Source organism: Rhizobium skierniewicense Ch11 (assembly GCF_023757665.1).
Taxonomy (GTDB): domain Bacteria; phylum Pseudomonadota; class Alphaproteobacteria; order Rhizobiales; family Rhizobiaceae; genus Agrobacterium; species Agrobacterium skierniewicense.
This window is the reverse complement of the sequence record NZ_RXPG01000029.1, coordinates 69,733-87,603: the sequence shown is the minus strand read 5'-3', so window position 1 is coordinate 87,603 and position 17,871 is coordinate 69,733. Positions and strand designations below refer to the sequence as shown.

Below are 17,871 nucleotides of genomic sequence, written 5' to 3'. Positions count from 1 at the left end.
GGCGAAGCCGCCCGCCCTATCTCTATGTCAGTCCTTCGACGGAAGTCGCGCAATGACCTTGATCTCGAAATCGAACCCGGCCAGCCAGGTTACGCCAACCGCCGTCCAGGTGGGGTAAGGCTTCTTGTCGAAAACTGTCTCCTTAACGCTCATGATGGTTTCGAGCTGGTTTTCCGGGTCGGTGTGGAAGGTCGTCACGTCAACAATGTTGTCAAAGGTGGCGCCTGCCGCCGCCAGAACGGCTTTCAGATTGTCGAAAGCAAGCTGCACCTGTTTGGCGAACTCCGGCTCGGCCGATCCGTCGTCGCGGCTGCCGACCTGACCTGAAACGAACAGCAACTCGCCCGAGCGGACCGCAGGCGAATAGCCGTGCTTGTCATAGAGGGCGTGTCGATTGGGTAGAAAAACGGCGTCGCGTGTGCTCATGATGATCTCCGGTTTTGAGGCAGCCATCCCCGATGCCTGGCAAGGTGCTTGCAGGGTTTGGGGTCGGCTTGTCATTGATGTTCAGGCCGTAGTTTGATATACGGCTCGTATGTCTATATAGGTAACATACGCAACGTATGTCAATGAACATACGTTGCGTATGTGATTTAAAGGACGGACTATGTCACCCAAGACGCGCGCGCAAATGGTGGAAGAAACACGCGGAAAGCTGATTGCCGCTGCGCGAAAAGCATTCGCATCAAAGGGTTATGCAGCATCTTCCATGGATGATCTGACAGCGGAAGCAGGTCTGACGCGGGGCGCTCTCTACCATAATTTCGGAGATAAAAAAGGTCTGCTCCAAGCCGTCATCGATCAGATCGATGCAGAAATGCTGGAGCGCCTGCGGGTGGTGCAGGAGGGCGCTGAAACGCCATGGCTTGGTCTGATGTCCGAAAGCACCGCCTATATTGAAATGGCACTGGAGCCGGAAATTCAGCGGGTCATGCTGTTGGACGGACCGGCGGTTTTGGGCGATCCGGCCCAATGGCCCAACCAGACTGCTTGTCTTCGCCGCATCGAGGAAACCGTTCAGGCCTTGGTCGATGACGGAACGCTCGAGCGGGTCGATGCAAAAGCGGCAACATGGCTGCTCAATGGTGCCGTCTTGAATGCGGCTTTGTGGATTGCGGCCGCCGACGATCCACGCGCCGCTTTTCCAAAGGCAGTCGAAGCCTTTCGCCACATGGCGTCCGGCCTGTTGGCCGAACCTTGAAGCGGAATCAGACTGTTATCGCAGCGCGCCGACCAGAACGTCGCGGCCATCTTCGATGGAAACCCAGCGTCCCGTGTTGAAGGAGGCCTGACGCTTGAGATAAGTGTAGTTGGTATCTGTCCAGAGTTTGACGTCATCCGACAGGTTGTCAAGAATGAAATCGCCATCATTGGTGCGCAATGTCAGAACGGCATGGCCCTCACCATCCGGCTTGCGCACGACGGTGACCAGAAGGTCGGAAACGGCAAAGCCGCGTTCGGTGAGCTTCTTTCGCTTCAGCAACACGAAATCTTCGCAATCACCAGCCGTTTTAGGATATTCCCAGACTTCTTCCTTGCCGTACACTTCCATGTCGGTCATCGCGATGATGTTGGAGTTCACCTCCGTATTGATCTCGCGAATGACCTTCCAGCCATAGTCGGTGACACGCGGCGGCGGGGTCAGCTTGCTGCGGATATCGCACTCGGACACATATTTCTGGCAGAACTCGTAGTGACCGATAGGCTGAGAGGTAATGCCTCCGGTGACCATGGACGGGCTGCCCTTGTTCTCTGCCAGCGCAGAGGCCGCAGAAAGTAGTCCGGCCGCAACTGCGATGAGCAGAGCAAGCGCCCGAGGTGCGTTCTTCATGAAACCCGTCCCTTAAAATCTTAACGAAAAGTTAAGAGACGGCAGGGGTATGTGTCAATCGGAACTCAACGTCCATGAACGGAAGATGAATAATATGGTTAAGACCGTGACCGGTTTGCCGAAGCAGCAAGGCTTTTGACCGCCGCCAACATGCGCTCGATGTCCTGCGGACGCGAGAGACGATGGTCACCGTCGCGGATAAGGCTGAGCACCACATCGTCGATGGGCAGATGCTCGAGCAGTTTCAGGGCATGTGTGTAGGGCACATCATCGTCTTTCATGCCCTGGAGAATGTGAACAGGGCATCCCGTTTCGATGATGCCGTGCAGCACCAGGTTGTTGCGCCCATCCTCGATCAGGTCGCGGGTAAAGATGTTTGGCTCTGAACTATATTCGGACGGCTCCTCGAAATAACCGCGCTCGACAAGCGAGGTCTTTTCCGCATCCGAAAGATTGGGTTCGATCAGTTCGGCGGTAAAGTCCGGAGCCGGGGCGATCAGCAGCAGACCCGATACCTGCGGCCCGGTCTTGTCCTTGCGCAGTTCATCAATCAGTCTCAGCGCAATCCACCCGCCCATGGATGACCCGATCACCACGATGCGTTTTGGTGCCTTGTAGCGCAAGACGGCGATGGTTTCTTCCAGCCAGCGCGAAATCGTACCCTTGTTGAAATCACCCTTCGATGCGCCGTGACCGGAATAATCCAGGCGAATACAGGCAAGGCCGTGTTCTGCGGCAAAGCGGTCCAGTTCGACAGCCTTGGTGCCGGTCATGTCGGAGCGATAGCCGCCAAGCCACACCAGGGTTGGAGCATCGTCATCGTCTCGCGCGTCACGGGAAAGAAGTGCGATCTCGCGTGTGTCGCCTGCGGCGCCGACAGTAATGAACTCGATGGGTTGCTCGGTCATGATGGTGTTATTCTCCTGAAATTTGCCCTTCATGTAGTGCAAATTCTGAAAAAGCACGACAGGAGGTGATTTTTTTGCGTAAGCGTGCTATTGACTTCGCGGCGGCATTCACGACATTTCCGCCATTTGCACCGACAAGCTGGTTTTTGCCGACGCGATCCCGAAACAGATCAGGAGAATACGACCATTCGCAGACCGTTCAAAGCCGATGCCCCCGTCAAAGAGGGCCCGCGCTCCAACAGGGAAATTCGAATTCCCAAGATTCAGCTGATTGATGAAGAAGGCCAGAACCTTGGCGTCATGGCGACGGACGAGGCTCTGAAGATGGCGGAAGACGCCGGCCTCGATCTCGTTGAGATTTCGCCGAACGCCGAACCTCCGGTATGCAAGATTCTTGATCTCGGCAAGCTGAAATATTCGTCGCAGAAGAAGGCGGCAGAAGCGCGCAAGAAGCAGAAGATCGTTGAGGTCAAGGAAATCAAGATGCGTCCCAACATCGACACCCACGATTACGAGGTGAAGATGAAGGCGATGAACCGTTTCTTTGACGAGGGCGACAAGGTAAAAGTTACGCTGAAGTTCCGTGGCCGCGAAATGGCCCACCAGGAACTCGGCATGAAACTTCTGCTGCAGGTCAAGGAAGACACCGTGGCCATTGCCAAGGTCGAAGCCGAACCAAAGCTCGAGGGACGTCAGATGATGATGGTCCTGGCACCAAAATAAACCGGAAGCGTCTGAATTTCGGACGCTTTGACCACCGCGCAGGGGAATTTCTCATTCCCCGTTGCTCTTTTCCGTGAACGCGGTTATACGAGCGCGTCCGAACGGTCCGGCAGGGCATGCCGTGGCCGTTCTAGAATAGCTTGAAAGCAGGCTTCGTCTGCCTGTCTTTCGATACAAAATAATGGAGTAGCAAAATGCCCAAGATGAAGACGAAGTCCGCCGCTAAAAAGCGGTTCAAGATCACAGGCACCGGCAAGGTTCTCGCAGCCGCCGCCGGTAAGCGCCACGGCATGATCAAGCGTTCCAACAAGTTCATTCGCGACGCGCGCGGAACCATGGTTCTGGCCGAAGCTGACGCCAAGAAGGTCGTCAAGAACTATCTGCCGAACGGTCTCTAAGACTTTTCCGCACTTTTGGACATTTTAAGGAGATCATGACATGGCACGCGTAAAACGTGGCGTAACTTCCCGCGCCAAGCACACCAAGACACTCAAGGCAGCCAAGGGCTTCTACGGCCGCCGCAAGAACACCATCCGCGCAGCCAAGGCTGCCGTGGATCGTTCCAAGCAGTACGCCTACCGCGACCGCAAGGTCAACAAGCGCAACTTCCGCGCTCTGTGGATCCAGCGTATCAACGCCGCTGTTCGCGAATTCGGCCTGACCTACGGCCGCTTCATCGATGGCCTGAACAAGGCTGGCATCGAAGTCGACCGCAAGGTTCTGTCCGACATGGCGATCCATGAGCCAGCAGCATTCGGCGTTCTCGTCGACAGCGCCAAGAAGGCTCTTGAGTACCTCAAGGACGCAGGCACCACCAACGAGTTTGAAACCGCTGTAAAGTAATTACGGCGCGGACAATCTGTTGTTCATTTGAAGCCCGCGCCGGTCTCCGGCGCGGGCTTCTGTCTTGTCACGAAGGCACTCTCTCAATCGGTGCAGATTATCATGATCCAAACGGCAGACGATCAGGCGAAACATGATGGCTTCCGCGTTCATCTGCACGACGAGGACATCTCGGCTTTGATGCAAACGCTGCTTGCAAGCAAAAAGCGTGTTCAGCAGGTCAAGCTGTCCTCCGGCACGGTCTGGATCAAGCGTCAGGGCACGGAAAAGCCGTCCTGGTGGGTCAAGTCGCTCGGGGTTTTCGCCAAGCTTCTCCCCTATGCCTTCATGCGGCCCTCACCGGCGCTCGATCCTACCAGCATGATGCGCCGCGAGATCGACGCCATGGAGCGCTTTGCGGCCAAGGGTTTCCCCGTTCCACAGATCATCTACGCGTCCGATACGGCCATGGTTCTTTCCGACGCCGGTCTGACCATCGCCCAGCGGCTGGATCGGCTGGAGGATGCGCCGGCGGAGCATGACGCGCTGATGGTGGAGTGCGCCGCCGCCCTTGGCGATTTGCACAGGGCCGGTCTGTGTCACGGACGCCCGCATGTGCGGGACTTCTTCATGCAGGACGGGCGCATCGGCTTCATGGATTTCGAGGAGTTGCCGCAGTCGGTCATGCCGCTGGAAACCGCCCAGGCGCGGGATCTGTGGTTGCTGTTTCTGCCGCTTTCCACGCGGGTCTTGAACGGCGAACTGACGCTGGACGCAGCCTACCGCGCCTGGGCTGCACGTGCCCCACGGGCGGCCATTTCAGAATTGCGGCGGCTGACCATGATTCTGGGGCGTTTTTTGCCGCTTGCCCGGTTGATTGGCCGCGTGCAGATGGGTAGTGATCTGCGACGCTTTATCGTGGCTACCGATTTTTTGATGAATGCTCTCAAACGCGATGCCATCGAGACCGATGCTGGCAAGGCAGGACAGAATGACCGAACTTGATACATTGAAATCCCAACTGATCTCGGACATTGCCGCAGCATCGGATGAACCCGCCATCGAGGCCGTTCGCGTTTCGGCGCTCGGCAAGAAAGGTTCGGTCTCCGAGCTTTTGAAGACGCTGGGCTCGATGACGCCGGAAGAGCGCCAGACCCGCGGTGCCGCCATCAACCAGCTCAAGACAGAAGTGACGGACCTGATCACGGCCCGCAAGAGCGAGTTGAAAGATGCCGCCATCACCGCGCGTCTGACAGCGGAAACGCTGGATATCAGCCTGCCGGTTCGCCAGTCTCCGGCGGAGCGCGGCCGCATTCACCCGATCAGCCAGATCGTCGATGAAATCACCGCCATCTTTGCCGATATGGGTTTTTCCATTGCCGAAGGCCCGGACATCGAGACCGACTATTATAACTTCACAGCTCTGAACTTCCCTGAGGGACATCCAGCCCGTGAAATGCACGACACCTTCTTCTTCCCGCCGGATGAGAAGGGTGAGCGCAAGGTGCTGCGCACGCACACCTCGCCGGTGCAGATCCGCACGATGGAAGCGCAGAAGCCACCGATCCGGATCGTCATTCCCGGCAAGACCTACCGTCAGGACAGTGACGCCACGCACTCGCCGATGTTCCATCAGGTCGAAGGTCTGGTCATCGACAAGAAATCCCATGTCGGCAATCTGCGCTGGATATTGGAAGAATTCTGCAAGACCTTCTTCGAGGTCGACAGCGTCACCATGCGCTTCCGCCCGTCCTTCTTCCCCTTCACGGAGCCAAGCTTCGAGGTGGATATCCAGTGCGACCGCTCCGGCCCCATCGTCAAGTTCGGCGAAGGCAAGGACTGGATGGAAATCCTCGGCTGCGGCATGGTGCACCCCAATGTCCTGCGCGCTGGCGGGTTGGACCCGGATGAATATCAGGGATTCGCCTGGGGCATGGGGCTGGACCGCATAGCCATGCTGAAATACGGCATGCCCGACCTGCGCGACTTCTTTAACGCAGACGTCCGCTGGATGAACCACTACGGCTTCCGCCCGCTCGACATGCCGACATTGTTTGGTGGTTTGAGCGCGTAACCATGCCGACCGTGCTCCGAAAATATGGCTTCCGGTTCCATTTTTATGGCTTCGATATGCATGAGCCACGGCACATTCATGTTTCGGGCCATGGCGGGGTGGCAAAGATTTGGCTCGAGCCGATTGTGCTAGTCGATTCCAGAGGCTTTAAATCCAGTGATGTGAAGCGTATTCTGGATGTCGTGAATGAACACAGAGATCAACTTATGGAGGCGTGGGATGAGTTCTTCAAATCCGTATCCTGATAATGAAAGACCCGTCGAAGCTTGGTGTGATCCACACAATCTCCACGTCAAACTTGCTGATGGACGAGAAGTTGTGACGCCTCTTTGGTGGTATCCGCGGCTCCATTCTGCCTCGCCAGCAGACCGTAACAAGGTCGAATTGATGTTCGGTGGCGTTCACTGGCCAGAGGTTGATGAAGACTTATCCATTCGCGGTATGCTGAATGGTTGGAAGTATCCAGGGGTGAGAGCGCCTGAAAAGGCTGCCTGAATTATCTGTCTGGAAGACACAATACCGTTAAGGACGCATAGACATGAAATTCACACTCTCCTGGCTGAAAGAGCATCTGGAAACGGATGCCTCCCTTGAGCAGATTTGCGAACGCCTGACCGCCATTGGCCTTGAGGTTGAGGACGTGGATGACAAGGCGGCGTATAAGCCCTTCGTCATCGCCAGGGTTCTGACCGCTGACAAGCATCCGGAAGCAGACCGCCTCAAGGTGCTCAGCGTCGATGCGGGCGACGGCAAGCCGGTGCAGATCGTGTGCGGTGCGCCGAATGCGCGTGCGGGCCTCATCGGTGCGCTGGCGCGGCCGGGCACGTATGTTCCGGGTATCGACGTGACGCTGGCCGTTGGCAAGATTCGTGGTGTCGAAAGCCACGGCATGATGTGCTCCGAAAAAGAGCTTGATGTGTCCGATAGCCATGACGGCATCATCGATCTGCCTGACGATGCGCCGGTCGGTACGTCGTTCGCGGCCTATGCCGGTCTGGACGATCCTGTCATCGAAATCAACCTGACGCCGAACCGTCCCGATTGCACCTCGATCTATGGCATTGCCCGTGATCTTGCAGCGTCCGGTCTCGGAACGCTCAAGACCAAGCCAGCACCGAGCTTCAAGGTGGACGGCGTCACGCCTGTGGATGTGACGCTGGATCTGGATGATGCAGCGCTTTGCCCCGGCTTTTCCCTGCGCATCGTGCGTGGTGTAAAGAACGGTCCCAGCCCGAAATGGATGCAGCAGCGGTTGATCGCCATCGGCCTGCGTCCGATCAATGCGCTGGTGGATATCACCAACTACATGACCTTCGATCAGGGTCGTCCGATGCATGTGTTCGATGCGGCCAAGGTTGCGGGTAACCTCACCGTGCGCCGTGCCAGGGACGGAGAAACGATCCTTGCGCTGGATCAGCGTGAATACAAGCTTGGACCCAACAACGTCGTTATAGCAGATGATAATGGCCTTGAATCCATCGGCGGCGTCATGGGCGGCGAGCATTCCGGTTGCGATGAAAACACCACGGATGTGCTGATCGAATCCGCTCTCTGGGACCCGATCAACATTGCCAAGACCGGTCGTTCGCACGGCATCATCACCGATGCGCGCTATCGTTTCGAGCGCGGCGTCGATCCCGAATATATGCTGCCCGGTCTGGAGCGCACGACGGAACTGGTTCTGGACCTGTGCGGCGGTACGGCAGGCGAAGCCAAGATCGTTGGTTACAAGGGCTTTGAACCGAAATTCTTGGATTTCCCGCTGTCGGAAGTCAAGCGTTTGACCGGTTTGGACGTTTCCGCCAAAGAAAGCCTCGATATCCTCAAGGGTCTCGGTTTTGGCATCGAAGGATCGGGCGAACGCGTCAGCGTTTCGGTCCCTTCATGGCGTCCCGATGTGGATGGCAAGGCGGATCTGGTGGAAGAGGTCATGCGCATTCATGGCGTCGACAACATCAAGCCGGAGCCGCTGGAAAATCTCGGCGCGGTCAATGGCCGTATCCTGACGACGCTGCAAATCCGCACCCGCACGGCACGGCGCGCGCTGGCAAGCCGTGGCATGCTGGAGGCCGTCACATGGTCCTTCATTCCTGAAGCCCAGGCCAAGCTCTTCGGTGGCGGTTCGGCATCGCTCAAGCTGGCCAACCCCATTGCTGCCGATATGTCCGACATGCGGCCTTCGCTGCTGCCTGGTCTTTTGACTGCGGCGCAGCGCAATGCCGACAAGGGCCATGGGGACGTGGCTGTTTTCGAAGTCTCCGGCACCTATGAAGGCGATACGCCGGACGCCCAGCGCCGCGTGGCTGGTGGTATCCGCCGTGGCACGGCGTCGCTGTCCGGTTCCGGCCGCATGTGGTCCAACGCGGCCAAGGGCGGTGGCAAGCCTGTGGATGTTTACGATGCCAAGGCCGATGCGCTGGCCGTCGTTGAAGCCTGCGGCCTTCCGATGGGCAATGTTCAGATCGAAGCGGGTGCACCCGGCTGGTATCACCCCGGCCGCTCCGGCACCATCAAGATGGGACCGAAGGTCATTCTGGGCACTTTCGGCGAATTCCACCCGAAGACCCTGTCTGAACTGGACGTCTCCGGCGTTTACGCTGGCTTCGAAATCTATCTCGACGCCATGCCCGAGCCGAAGAAGAAGGCAACCCGCACCAAACCTGCTCTGGAACTGTCACCGTTCCAGACCGTCAAGCGCGACTTCGCCTTCGTGGTGGACAAGAGTGTCGAAGCCGGTGCCGTTATCAAGGCGGCAACGAGCGCCGACCGCAAACTCGTGACTGGCGTCAATGTCTTCGATGTCTTCGAAGGCGCATCGGTCGGTGAAAACAAGAAGTCCATCGCCATCGAAGTCCAGATCCAGCCGGTCGACAAGACGCTCACGGACGAGGACTTCGAAGCGCTGACCGCCAAGATCGTCGGCAATGTCGAGAAATCAACGGGCGGTGTTCTCAGGGCTTAAATACCTGTTCTGATTAACAAAGGCCGCGGAAACAGCTTTCCGCGGCCTTTGTTGTTTAACGGTTGGCCATCGCCGCCATTTGCTCGGGATATCGCCCACCGGCGACCTTGGTCGGCGAGAGAAGATCGCCAAGCCTTTGGGCTTCCTCCGCGCTCAAAGAAACATTAGCAGCAGCCACGTTCTTCTCCAGGTTTGCGATTTTGGTGGTGCCGGGAATGGGCACGATGAAATCGCCTTGCGCCATCACCCAGGCGAGTGCCAGTTGACCGGCCTCGACGCCTTTTTCTACCGCCATCTCCTCCAGCAGTGTGATGAGCGCCAGATTGGCATCGAAGTTTTCGGCCTGAAAACGGGGCAGGGAACGGCGGAAATCTGTGTCTGACAGGCCGTCGAGGTTTTTCAGCGCGCCGGTCAGGACGCCGCGACCCAGCGGGCTGAACGGTACGAAGCCGATGCCGAGTTCGCGGCAGGTATCGAGCACGCCATTTTGTTCGACATCGCGCGTCCATAGCGAATACTCGCTCTGAAGTGCGGTGATGGGATGGGTGGCGTGCGCCTTGCGGAGGGTTGCCGCATTGGCTTCCGACAGGCCCAGATGACGGATCTTGCCTGCCTCCACAAGTTCCGCCATCGCACCCACTGTCTCCTCGATCGGTACATTCGGATCGACGCGGTGCTGGTAGAACAGGTCGATGACCTCAACACCCAGACGCTTGAGCGAGGCTTCGGCAGCAGCGTGAACGTTCTCCGGGCGGCTGTCGGTGCCCACCATCATCTGCCCCGATGGTTTGCTGGCATCGATCCTGAAACCGAATTTGGTGGCAATGGTAACCTTGTCGCGGAACGGTTTCAGACCTTTTCCGACGAGCACTTCGTTGGTGTAAGGGCCGTAAACTTCCGCCGTGTCGAAGAAGGTCACGCCGAGGTCCACGGCGCGGTGAAGTGTGGCGATGGATCCGCTTTCGTCTGCCGCCGGGCTATAGGCGTGGCTCATGCCCATGCAGCCGAGGCCCAGCGCCGAAACGGAAAGATTGTCTCCGAGAATTCTGTTTTGCATCTGTCTGCCTTCCATAAGGAACTGCCCGTTAGCGGGCATGTTGGTACCATAGCGCGGCAAGGCGGCAAAAATAATCACGACAAATTCGCGCGGGTTGTTCTATCATTTAGAACAATGAACCGAATGCAACTTTCACAACTGGCCGTTCTGGCCGCCGTCGCAGAGGGCCGCAGCTTCCGAAAGGCAGCAGCAGAGCTCGGCATTGCACCGTCTGCCGTCAGCCACGCTGTGTCCGCGCTGGAGACGAGCCTTGGTATGCGCCTGCTTCACCGCACCACACGCAGCGTTTCTCCCACGGAAGAGGGCAGGCGTCTTCTTGAAACGCTGGCCCCCGCCCTTGCCGATATCGATGCGGTGATCGGCGCACTGGCCGAACAGGGTGGACGTCCCGCCGGGCCGCTACGCATCACCATGCCGCGTCTGGCCGCAGAAGATTTGATCGTGCCGAGACTTGGTGAATTTCTGCGTCTGTACCCGGATATCTCACTCGAAATTTCCACCGATGACCGGTTCGAGGATATCGTCGCCAAGGGGTTCGATGCGGGTTTGCGGCTGGGTGAGAATCTGGAAGCCGACATGATTGCGGTGCGTGCCAGTGGCTCGTGGCGGGGTGCCATCGTCGGTTCGCCAGCCTATTTCGCGCATCATCCCATCCCGCAGCATCCCCGTGACCTGATGCAGCATCGCTGCATTCGCCGCAGGTTTTCCAGCGGGCTGATCTATCGCTGGGAGTTGGAAAAAGACGGCAAATCGCTTGTCGTGGATGTGCCGGGACCGCTGATCCTTACCGACCAGAGCCTTATCCGGGCAGCGACCATCGACGGGGCAGGTCTCGCCTTCGTGTTCGAGCAGCGCGTTGAGGATGATGTGCAGCACGGCAGATTAATCAGGGTACTGGAAGACTGGTGTGCGCCGTTTGACGGGTTTTACATCTATTACCCCTCGCGCCAGCAGATGCGGCCAGCGCTCAGGGCGTTCGTCGATTTCTTTCGGTTCAAGGGGTAGCAGTGCTGATGAGTGTTACCACAGGCACCAGCACTGCTAAGCCATGTCAGAACTTGATGCGGTACCGGATGTGGCCGTCACTCTCCATATAGCTGTCATAAAGCTTGCGGGCGCGCGCATTGTCCTGGTTGGTGTGCCAATACAGGCGCGACCACCCCTTGTCCTCGCAGATGGAAATCAGATCATCGATCAATGCACGGCCAATTCCCTTGCCACGAATGGTCTCGTCAATAAAAAGGTCTTCGAGATAACAATCGGGCGTCTTGACCCAGGTGGAGTCGTGGAAATGGTGGATGGCAAAGCCAACCACCTGTCCATCCAGAACAGCAAGGCGGGCGGAAACGCGAGAGGTCGGATCGATGATCCTGTCCCATGTGTGGGCAGTCACACCCTCAGCCAGATCGACGCTATAAAACGCCAGATAGTCGTTCCACAGCTTTAGCCAATCCGCCCGGTGATCCGGGCGGGCGTCATGAATTGTCAGGCTCATTTATGCGCCAGCCTTGTCGAGAATCGCGACCATCTCGTCCGTCAGTTTCAGATTGACGGCGCGCGTGAAGCTTTCGAGCTGCGAAAGACTGGTGGCGCTGGCGATCGGTGCCGTGACCGTCTTCTTGCGCAGCAGCCAGGCAAGCGCGATGTCGGCAAGCTTTGCCCCGGTTTCGGCAGCGATCGTATCCATGGCACCGAGAATGGTGAGACCGCGCGTGTTGACATAATCTCCGACGCGGTAGGAGCGCGCGACACCTTCCGTATCCGCCTTGCTGCGGTACTTGCCAGTCAGAAATCCTGCGGCGAGGCTGTAATAGTTGATGACGCCGATGTCTTCCTTCTGGGTGAGTTCGGCAAGCGGTCCTTCAAATCTCTCGCGGGTGTAGAGATTGTATTCCGGCTGTACGACATCGAAGCGCGCCAGCCCGGTCTTGGCGGATACATCGAGTGCCGCTTGCAGGTCCGGCGCGTCGTAGTTGGAGCAGCCGATGGCGCGCACCTTGCCTTGTTCCTTCAGCTTGGTGAAGGCGCCGAGTGTTTCCTCGATCGGCGTTTCGGCGTCCGGCTTGTGCGCCAGGTAAAGGTCGATGTAATCCGTTTGCAGACGGCGTAGCGACGCATCGACGGCCTCGGCAATCCGCTCGGCTTTGAGACCCTTGTCATATCCAACCTTGGAAACGATGATGGCCTTGTCGCGCGCAACGCCCCCGCGCTTCAGCCATTTGCCGATGATGGTCTCGGACTCGCCGCCCTGATGGCCAACGACCCATGCGGAATAGACATCCGCCGTGTCGATGGTGTTGAAGCCTGCATCGAAAAACGCATCCAGCAACTGGAAAGATGTCTTCTCATCTGCCGTCCAGCCGAAGACGTTTCCGCCAAAGACGATCGGAGCGAGGGAAAGGCCGGTCCGGCCCAGTGCGCGTTTCTCCATGGATGATACTCCCTGTTTTTTCTGATGTTTCGCGACAGTAGCAAGCGGCTGGATGCTGAACCATTGAATTTCCTTGATGGCTGGCCGTGGCTTGCGTGATGGAAACGACGCTCAGGATGAAAGGGTTCGGTAAAAACTGGGTGGCTGTTCATGATGTTGCTGCCAGACGCGGCGCAGATGGCGGGCGGAAGCAAAGCCGGAGCGCTCGGCCACAGCCTCCATGTCGAGCCTCGAATGCGCAAGAATATCGCGGGCAAGGTTCACCCGCATCAGGTTGATGTAATCGACCACGCTGACCCCGGTATGGTCGCGAAACAGCCGCGACAGGTGTCGTTCGCTCAGGCCCGCCGCTTTGGCTATTCTGGCCAGGGACCAGTCGGCGGCGGGATCCGCGACGATGGCGTCCTGGGCCTTGTGGACGGATGGGTGAATGTGGTTGCGACCTGAAAGCCAAGGCGAGATCTGTGGATCATGCGCCGTGCGCCTGATATAGATGACCATGATCTGGGCAATGCGCGAGGCGATCACGGGGCTTGTGAGGGACGAGACGATGTGCAGCAGAAGATCGATGCCGGTGGAAATCCCAGCACTCGAAAAGCGCCTGCCATCCTCGACGAACAGCCGATTGTCCAGAACATGCGCCAACGGTGCCAGCCGTCTCAGTTCGGTGATGCAGTCTGCATGGGTGGTGCATTGATGACCATCGAAGACACCGGCTTCTGCGGCAATCAACGCGCCGGAGCAGATGGAGACGATCGTTGTGTCGTTTCGCACAACCTGGCGTAGCCAATCTGCGAGAACACGCCGTTCCTGCCCCGCGCCACCTTGTTTCGTTTCCAGCAGAGAGCCACCGGAAATCAGCACCAGGGCATGAGGGGGCAGTTCCTCCGGCAAGGCCTCCAGCCCGGCCAGCGCAAGACCGATGGTCGTCGTCTGCGTGTCGCTTGCCGCGACATATCGGCAATCAAACCGGACAGCATCCTGCTCCTGGTTGGCATACCGCAGAACCTCCACAGGGCCGGCAACATCCAGCAGCAACGTTTGCGGCGGCAAGACCACGAAGACTGGAATGAGGATGGTCTGGGCGCGGCCGCCACTCATTGTCATGCCGCTTCTTGTCGTGGCTGCAAGGCTTCGTCCACGGTTACGATCCGCGCGAAACGCCCGGAAAGGACCAGTTCGGTACGCATGGCGATATCCGCCGCTGAAAAGACCTTGCCGGACGCATGCGTCATCGGGAACGTCAATGTGGCCTCGGTCACGAAATCGACCGTATAGCCGAGATCAGAACCTTGGCGTGTGGTGGTTTCACAGCACTGTTCAGTGCGAATGCCGGAAACAATCAGGCGGTTGATGCCGTTTTGGGTCAACCAGATATCGAGGCCCGTACCGATGAAAGCCGAATGGCGGTTCTTGCGAAAGGTCACGGTCGGCTGGATGCGAAGCCCCTCCAGCGCCCGGACAAAGCCGCTCTCCTCGGCAAAGGCCCGGTCGCCATCGACATGAAAAATCTGCACGATGGGCATGCCCGCCGCTTCTGCGCCATCGATCAGCTTTTGCTGAGCTGCGAGATAGCCAGCCAGCCCGTTTTCATCAAAGTAGGGGGCATGACGGAAAGATTCCTGCACATCAATGACCAGCAGTGCTGTTTGTGGATGGGACATTTTCTGTAACTCCAATTTCTGATTGTTACAGTCTTTCCCATTATCCAATAGGGTAAAAGTACACGTAGCGCCGAATAAAGGACATTTTCAGCCATAGGGGTACGTGTTGTACCCTTGGGTGTCAACGGTTGCGTGTCTGCATTCGCATGCTAAGGTACCCCCATCACAGTGGAGGCATGCATGTTGCGTTTTGGAATATTGTCGACGGCGAAAATCGGTCGTGAGCTTGTTATCCCGGCTATTCAGGATGCGGAAAACGCTGTCGTGACAGCCATTGCCAGCCGTGACCTGACCAAGGCCCGGCAACTGGCAGACCGCTTCTCCGTGCCGCATGCCTTCGGGTCCTATGAGGAGATGCTGGCGTCCGACGTCATCGACGCCGTCTATATTCCGCTGCCCACGGCACAGCATGTGGAGTGGTCCATCAAGGCCGCCGACGCGGGCAAGCATGTGCTGTGCGAAAAGCCGATTGCGCTGAAGGCAGACGAGATCGACAGCCTGATCGCCGCGCGAGACCGGAACCGGGTGCTGATTTCGGAAGCCTATATGGTGACCTATGCACCGGTATGGCTGAAGGTGCGCGAATTGTTGACGGCCGGTACCATCGGCACGCTGAAACACGTGCAGGGCTCCTTTACCTATTTCAACCGCGATCCCGGCAACATGCGCAACATCCCGGAACTTGGCGGTGGCGCGCTTCCCGATATCGGCGTCTACCCGACCATCACCACCCGCTTTGCGACGGGCAAGGAGCCAAAACGCGTCCAGGCCGTGGTCGAGCGCGACCCGGAATTCGGCACGGATTTCTATGCCAGCGTCAAAGCGGATTTTGGCGATTTCGAACTCAGTTTCTACATTTCCACCCAGCTTGCCGGCCGCCAGCTCATGGTGCTGCACGGCACCGAAGGCTATATCGAAGTGAAGTCACCCTTCAACGCCAACCGCTGGGGTGCTGAAGAGGTGGAGCTCACCAATCAGAGCCACGGCCACTCGCAGGTTTTCCGCTTTCAGGATAGCCGCCAGTACCGTCGTGAGATTGAGGCCTTCGCGACGGCTGCGGGCGGCGGCAAAGCCGAGGTCGTTTCGTTGGAAAGTTCAAGGAACAGCCAGCGCTTCATCGATGCGATCTATCGCGCAGCTGAAAAGGACGGGTGGGAGACGGTCTGATCCGGTTCATTCCGCGTCGGAGGTCTGAGCACAAAGTGTAGCTGAGATAAGCCGGGATTGTGGCAATAGGTAGGGGCACACGCCCGCTCACACTGCGTTCAACTGCAGGGCAACTCAACGAGTGGGAGCTTCAAGCGACGCGTTCCGTCTCGGATCACCGAAACGACGCGCAATTGCACCCCGAATGTACACCGCGTTCAAACGGCGCGCAGTCCTCGCATCGCAAGCGCGGCGCCGAAGCCGGTTGCAATTCCGACATTATAACCTGCCAGAGCAACCAGAAGCGCTAAGAATTGGACGCTGGATGCAGAAACCAGGGCTGCCACAGTGAAGGCGACCAGGATCAAGATGCCGGTGGCCGCAATAGCGGTCAAGGAGCGAAGGGCAAGCGCCGCAACGCCGAGCGAAAGTCCAAGAACAAATACCATGATGCCGCTCCTCCTCCAGAGGGCCTGAGGAAAGGCACCGTCATCCTCAAAGACCCGTATTCTCCTCCGTATATGCACGTTCAACTTCCAAAATAGCAGATTGTTGCAATTTTGTGAAATTTAATCGGCAGAAAATTGTCAAATCCGCGTCATCAAGCCGGTTTGCGAATCGCCGGACATGGCGGTAGTAAAGGGCATGAGCGACATTTTCAGCCAGCCCCTCACCAATCTTGCCGAGTTTTCCGTTTCGGAGCTATCGGGCTCGATCAAGCGCACGGTTGAGACCGCTTTCGATCAGGTCCGCGTGCGTGGGGAGATTTCCGGCTATCGTGGCCAGCACACGTCAGGCCATGCCTATTTCTCGCTAAAGGATGACCGTGCCCGCATTGATGCCGTCATCTGGAAGGGCAGCTTTTCCAAGCTGAAGTTCCGGCCGGAAGAGGGCATGGAGGTTATCGCCACCGGCAAGATCACGACCTTCCCCGGCTCATCCAAATACCAGATCGTCATCGAAAGCCTGGAGCCTGCCGGTGCCGGCGCGCTCATGGCGCTTCTGGAAGAGCGTCGTCGCAAGCTGGCCGCCGAAGGTCTGTTCGATCAGACGCGCAAGCGCCGGCTGCCCTATATGCCCCGTGTCATCGGTGTCGTCACATCGCCGACAGGCGCCGTCATCCGTGATATTCTGCACCGCATCTCCGATCGCTTCCCCGTGCATGTGCTGGTCTGGCCGGTGAAAGTGCAGGGCGAAGGGTCGGGCGAAGAGGTTGCCAATGCCATCAGAGGCTTCAACGCGCTGGAGATTGGTGGTCCCATTCCGCGTCCAGACGTGCTCATCGTGGCGCGCGGCGGCGGTAGCCTGGAGGATCTCTGGAGCTTCAATGACGAGATCGTCGTGCGGGCTGCCGCAGAAAGCCAGATCCCGTTGATCTCTGCCGTCGGCCACGAAACCGATACGACACTCATCGACCACGCCGCCGATGTGCGTGCGCCGACGCCCACGGGTGCAGCCGAAATAGCCGTACCTGTTCGGGCTGATCTGGAAGCGCAGCTTGCGGGCCTGTCTGCGCGGCTGTCCGGTTCCATGTCCCGGCAGATGGACAATCGCCGCCAGGGCGTGCGGGCCCTGGTTCGGGCACTCCCTTCCATCGATCAGTTGCTTGCCCTGCCACGTCGTCGTTTCGATGAAGCCGCCAGTGGTCTGGGTCGTGGGCTGGAACTCAATACGCTCAACAAGCGCCGAAGTTTTGAGCGCACCGCATCGGGCCTCCGCCCGGATGTGCTGGCCCACGGCCTCAAACAACAACGCCAGCGTATTCAAGAGCGCATGCAGCGCGCCGAAAGTCTGGTGGAGCGCCGCCTCTTGCAGGCGCAATCGCGCGTGTCGTCCTCGGACTCTTCGCTGCGTGCTCTGCCGGCCCGGCTTCTTGGTCAGCTGGAGCGCCAAAAGGAAAGGGTGGCCAGCGCCGCCCGCCGCACCGATACCGCCGTTTTGCACCGCATGGCGCAAAACCGCTCGGGCCTTGCCGCCCATGACCGTATCCTGCAATCGCTGTCCTACAAGAATGTACTGAAGCGCGGCTACGCGGTCATTCGCGATGAGGATAACAATCCGCTGACCCGTGCGGCCGCTGTCACGTCAGGTACGATGGTGTCGATGGAATTTGCCGACGGTCGCGTTTCGGCGGTTGCCACAGGTGAAGACGTGGCCACAGAAGGCGGCATTGCATCTGTGCCGAAGAAAAAAACCACAAAGGCGCCGATATCGGGTCCGGCTGGTCAGGGCAGCCTGTTTTAGCCGGTCGCC

General features: G+C 58.3%; 21 protein-coding genes. 12 read left to right on the top strand and 9 right to left on the bottom strand.

The features are described from left to right. Window positions 1-27: 27 nt before the first annotated feature. Window positions 28-426: a RidA family protein gene (locus EKM04_RS18820; protein ID WP_183896657.1), complete on the bottom strand. Its 399-nt coding sequence runs from the start codon at window positions 424-426 to the stop codon at window positions 28-30. 181 nt (window positions 427-607) lie between these two features. Here EKM04_RS18820 and EKM04_RS18815 point away from each other — a divergent pair, with 181 nt between their 5' ends. Next, complete coding sequence (locus EKM04_RS18815) at window positions 608-1,201, top strand: TetR/AcrR family transcriptional regulator (RefSeq protein WP_183896656.1); 594 nt, start codon at window positions 608-610, stop codon at window positions 1,199-1,201. A gap of 15 nt (window positions 1,202-1,216) precedes the next feature. Here the strand turns inward: EKM04_RS18815 and EKM04_RS18810 are convergent, their stop codons facing one another. After that, the gene (locus EKM04_RS18810) at window positions 1,217-1,831 is read right to left on the bottom strand and encodes a transglutaminase-like cysteine peptidase (protein ID WP_183896655.1); all 615 of its coding nucleotides are present in this window, start codon (window positions 1,829-1,831) and stop codon (window positions 1,217-1,219) included. A gap of 98 nt (window positions 1,832-1,929) precedes the next feature. After that, entirely contained in the window at window positions 1,930-2,739 is an 810-nt protein-coding gene (locus EKM04_RS18805; protein WP_183896654.1) for an alpha/beta hydrolase, read from the bottom strand. Window positions 2,740-2,925: 186 nt separating this feature from the next. Here EKM04_RS18805 and infC point away from each other — a divergent pair, with 186 nt between their 5' ends. The 8 genes from infC (at window position 2,926) to pheT (ending at window position 9,320) form a co-directional block, all read left to right on the top strand. Next, window positions 2,926-3,462 (top strand): translation initiation factor IF-3, encoded by a 537-nt coding sequence (infC, locus tag EKM04_RS18800; RefSeq protein WP_174151947.1) that lies wholly within the window; start codon window positions 2,926-2,928, stop codon window positions 3,460-3,462. A gap of 194 nt (window positions 3,463-3,656) precedes the next feature. Next, on the top strand, window positions 3,657-3,860 hold the full coding sequence (gene rpmI, locus EKM04_RS18795; protein WP_045230036.1) for a 50S ribosomal protein L35: 204 nt from the start codon (window positions 3,657-3,659) through the stop codon (window positions 3,858-3,860). Between the two features lie 40 nt (window positions 3,861-3,900). Then, window positions 3,901-4,305, top strand: coding sequence for a 50S ribosomal protein L20 (rplT, locus tag EKM04_RS18790; RefSeq protein WP_045230035.1), 405 nt, complete (start codon window positions 3,901-3,903; stop codon window positions 4,303-4,305). 102 nt (window positions 4,306-4,407) lie between these two features. Further along, window positions 4,408-5,289 carry a lipopolysaccharide kinase InaA family protein gene (locus tag EKM04_RS18785; protein ID WP_183896653.1) on the top strand — a complete coding sequence of 294 codons (882 nt, stop codon included), beginning with the start codon at window positions 4,408-4,410 and terminating at the stop codon, window positions 5,287-5,289. Further along, on the top strand, window positions 5,276-6,358 hold the full coding sequence (pheS, locus tag EKM04_RS18780) for a phenylalanine--tRNA ligase subunit alpha (RefSeq protein ID WP_174151886.1): 1,083 nt from the start codon (window positions 5,276-5,278) through the stop codon (window positions 6,356-6,358). The genes EKM04_RS18785 and pheS overlap by 14 nt, the downstream gene beginning before the upstream one ends. Window positions 6,359-6,360: 2 nt before the next feature. Continuing rightward, window positions 6,361-6,603, top strand: coding sequence for a DUF4160 domain-containing protein (locus EKM04_RS18775; protein ID WP_183896652.1), 243 nt, complete (start codon window positions 6,361-6,363; stop codon window positions 6,601-6,603). Further along, a complete protein-coding gene (locus EKM04_RS18770; RefSeq protein WP_234910960.1) occupies window positions 6,545-6,853 on the top strand; it encodes a DUF2442 domain-containing protein in 309 nt (102 codons plus the stop codon). Before EKM04_RS18775 ends, EKM04_RS18770 begins: the two co-directional genes overlap by 59 nt. A 43-nt stretch (window positions 6,854-6,896) precedes the next feature. After that, entirely contained in the window at window positions 6,897-9,320 is a 2,424-nt protein-coding gene (gene pheT / locus EKM04_RS18765; RefSeq protein WP_183896651.1) for a phenylalanine--tRNA ligase subunit beta, read from the top strand. Window positions 9,321-9,375: 55 nt separating this feature from the next. On the opposite strand, the gene EKM04_RS18760 is transcribed toward pheT, so the two are convergent. Next, on the bottom strand, window positions 9,376-10,377 hold the full coding sequence (locus EKM04_RS18760; RefSeq protein ID WP_183896650.1) for an aldo/keto reductase: 1,002 nt from the start codon (window positions 10,375-10,377) through the stop codon (window positions 9,376-9,378). A 114-nt stretch (window positions 10,378-10,491) separates the two neighbouring features. Here EKM04_RS18760 and EKM04_RS18755 point away from each other — a divergent pair, with 114 nt between their 5' ends. After that, window positions 10,492-11,382: a LysR family transcriptional regulator gene (locus EKM04_RS18755; RefSeq protein ID WP_183896649.1), complete on the top strand. Its 891-nt coding sequence runs from the start codon at window positions 10,492-10,494 to the stop codon at window positions 11,380-11,382. Between the two features lie 46 nt (window positions 11,383-11,428). Here the strand turns inward: EKM04_RS18755 and EKM04_RS18750 are convergent, their stop codons facing one another. The 4 genes from EKM04_RS18750 to EKM04_RS18735 form a co-directional block, all read right to left on the bottom strand. Further along, window positions 11,429-11,872, bottom strand: coding sequence for a GNAT family N-acetyltransferase (locus EKM04_RS18750; protein ID WP_183896648.1), 444 nt, complete (start codon window positions 11,870-11,872; stop codon window positions 11,429-11,431). Further along, window positions 11,873-12,808 (bottom strand): aldo/keto reductase, encoded by a 936-nt coding sequence (locus EKM04_RS18745; protein ID WP_183896647.1) that lies wholly within the window; start codon window positions 12,806-12,808, stop codon window positions 11,873-11,875. A 111-nt stretch (window positions 12,809-12,919) separates the two neighbouring features. After that, window positions 12,920-13,909, bottom strand: coding sequence for a GlxA family transcriptional regulator (locus EKM04_RS18740; protein ID WP_183896805.1), 990 nt, complete (start codon window positions 13,907-13,909; stop codon window positions 12,920-12,922). Window positions 13,910-13,911: 2 nt separating this feature from the next. Next, entirely contained in the window at window positions 13,912-14,472 is a 561-nt protein-coding gene (locus EKM04_RS18735) for an isochorismatase family protein (RefSeq protein ID WP_183896646.1), read from the bottom strand. 180 nt (window positions 14,473-14,652) lie between these two features. On the opposite strand from EKM04_RS18735, the gene EKM04_RS18730 reads away from it, so the two are divergent. Beyond that, window positions 14,653-15,639, top strand: a complete 987-nt coding sequence (locus EKM04_RS18730) for a Gfo/Idh/MocA family protein (protein ID WP_174151895.1) — start codon at window positions 14,653-14,655, stop codon at window positions 15,637-15,639. A gap of 197 nt (window positions 15,640-15,836) precedes the next feature. Here the strand turns inward: EKM04_RS18730 and EKM04_RS18725 are convergent, their stop codons facing one another. Then, window positions 15,837-16,067, bottom strand: a complete 231-nt coding sequence (locus EKM04_RS18725; protein ID WP_183896645.1) for a hypothetical protein — start codon at window positions 16,065-16,067, stop codon at window positions 15,837-15,839. Between the two features lie 196 nt (window positions 16,068-16,263). Between EKM04_RS18725 and xseA the strand changes: the two genes are divergently transcribed. Next, the gene (xseA, locus tag EKM04_RS18720) at window positions 16,264-17,862 is read left to right on the top strand and encodes an exodeoxyribonuclease VII large subunit (RefSeq protein WP_183896804.1); all 1,599 of its coding nucleotides are present in this window, start codon (window positions 16,264-16,266) and stop codon (window positions 17,860-17,862) included. Window positions 17,863-17,871 lie beyond the last annotated feature (9 nt).

What these genes read in the sequence shown, in the direction of transcription:
- EKM04_RS18820 (WP_183896657.1), bottom strand. Translation starts at nt 426, where the DNA reads ATGAGCACACGCGACGCCGTTTTTCTACCCAATCGACACGCCCTCTAT.
- EKM04_RS18815 (WP_183896656.1), top strand. Translation starts at nt 608, where the DNA reads ATGTCACCCAAGACGCGCGCGCAAATGGTGGAAGAAACACGCGGAAAG.
- EKM04_RS18810 (WP_183896655.1), bottom strand. Translation starts at nt 1,831, where the DNA reads ATGAAGAACGCACCTCGGGCGCTTGCTCTGCTCATCGCAGTTGCGGCC.
- EKM04_RS18805 (WP_183896654.1), bottom strand. Translation starts at nt 2,739, where the DNA reads ATGACCGAGCAACCCATCGAGTTCATTACTGTCGGCGCCGCAGGCGAC.
- rpmI (WP_045230036.1), top strand. Translation starts at nt 3,657, where the DNA reads ATGCCCAAGATGAAGACGAAGTCCGCCGCTAAAAAGCGGTTCAAGATC.
- rplT (WP_045230035.1), top strand. Translation starts at nt 3,901, where the DNA reads ATGGCACGCGTAAAACGTGGCGTAACTTCCCGCGCCAAGCACACCAAG.
- EKM04_RS18785 (WP_183896653.1), top strand. Translation starts at nt 4,408, where the DNA reads ATGATCCAAACGGCAGACGATCAGGCGAAACATGATGGCTTCCGCGTT.
- pheS (WP_174151886.1), top strand. Translation starts at nt 5,276, where the DNA reads ATGACCGAACTTGATACATTGAAATCCCAACTGATCTCGGACATTGCC.
- EKM04_RS18775 (WP_183896652.1), top strand. Translation starts at nt 6,361, where the DNA reads ATGCCGACCGTGCTCCGAAAATATGGCTTCCGGTTCCATTTTTATGGC.
- EKM04_RS18770 (WP_234910960.1), top strand. Translation starts at nt 6,545, where the DNA reads ATGAACACAGAGATCAACTTATGGAGGCGTGGGATGAGTTCTTCAAAT.
- pheT (WP_183896651.1), top strand. Translation starts at nt 6,897, where the DNA reads ATGAAATTCACACTCTCCTGGCTGAAAGAGCATCTGGAAACGGATGCC.
- EKM04_RS18760 (WP_183896650.1), bottom strand. Translation starts at nt 10,377, where the DNA reads ATGCAAAACAGAATTCTCGGAGACAATCTTTCCGTTTCGGCGCTGGGC.
- EKM04_RS18755 (WP_183896649.1), top strand. Translation starts at nt 10,492, where the DNA reads ATGAACCGAATGCAACTTTCACAACTGGCCGTTCTGGCCGCCGTCGCA.
- EKM04_RS18750 (WP_183896648.1), bottom strand. Translation starts at nt 11,872, where the DNA reads ATGAGCCTGACAATTCATGACGCCCGCCCGGATCACCGGGCGGATTGG.
- EKM04_RS18745 (WP_183896647.1), bottom strand. Translation starts at nt 12,808, where the DNA reads ATGGAGAAACGCGCACTGGGCCGGACCGGCCTTTCCCTCGCTCCGATC.
- EKM04_RS18740 (WP_183896805.1), bottom strand. Translation starts at nt 13,909, where the DNA reads ATGAGTGGCGGCCGCGCCCAGACCATCCTCATTCCAGTCTTCGTGGTC.
- EKM04_RS18735 (WP_183896646.1), bottom strand. Translation starts at nt 14,472, where the DNA reads ATGTCCCATCCACAAACAGCACTGCTGGTCATTGATGTGCAGGAATCT.
- EKM04_RS18730 (WP_174151895.1), top strand. Translation starts at nt 14,653, where the DNA reads ATGTTGCGTTTTGGAATATTGTCGACGGCGAAAATCGGTCGTGAGCTT.
- EKM04_RS18725 (WP_183896645.1), bottom strand. Translation starts at nt 16,067, where the DNA reads ATGGTATTTGTTCTTGGACTTTCGCTCGGCGTTGCGGCGCTTGCCCTT.
- xseA (WP_183896804.1), top strand. Translation starts at nt 16,264, where the DNA reads ATGAGCGACATTTTCAGCCAGCCCCTCACCAATCTTGCCGAGTTTTCC.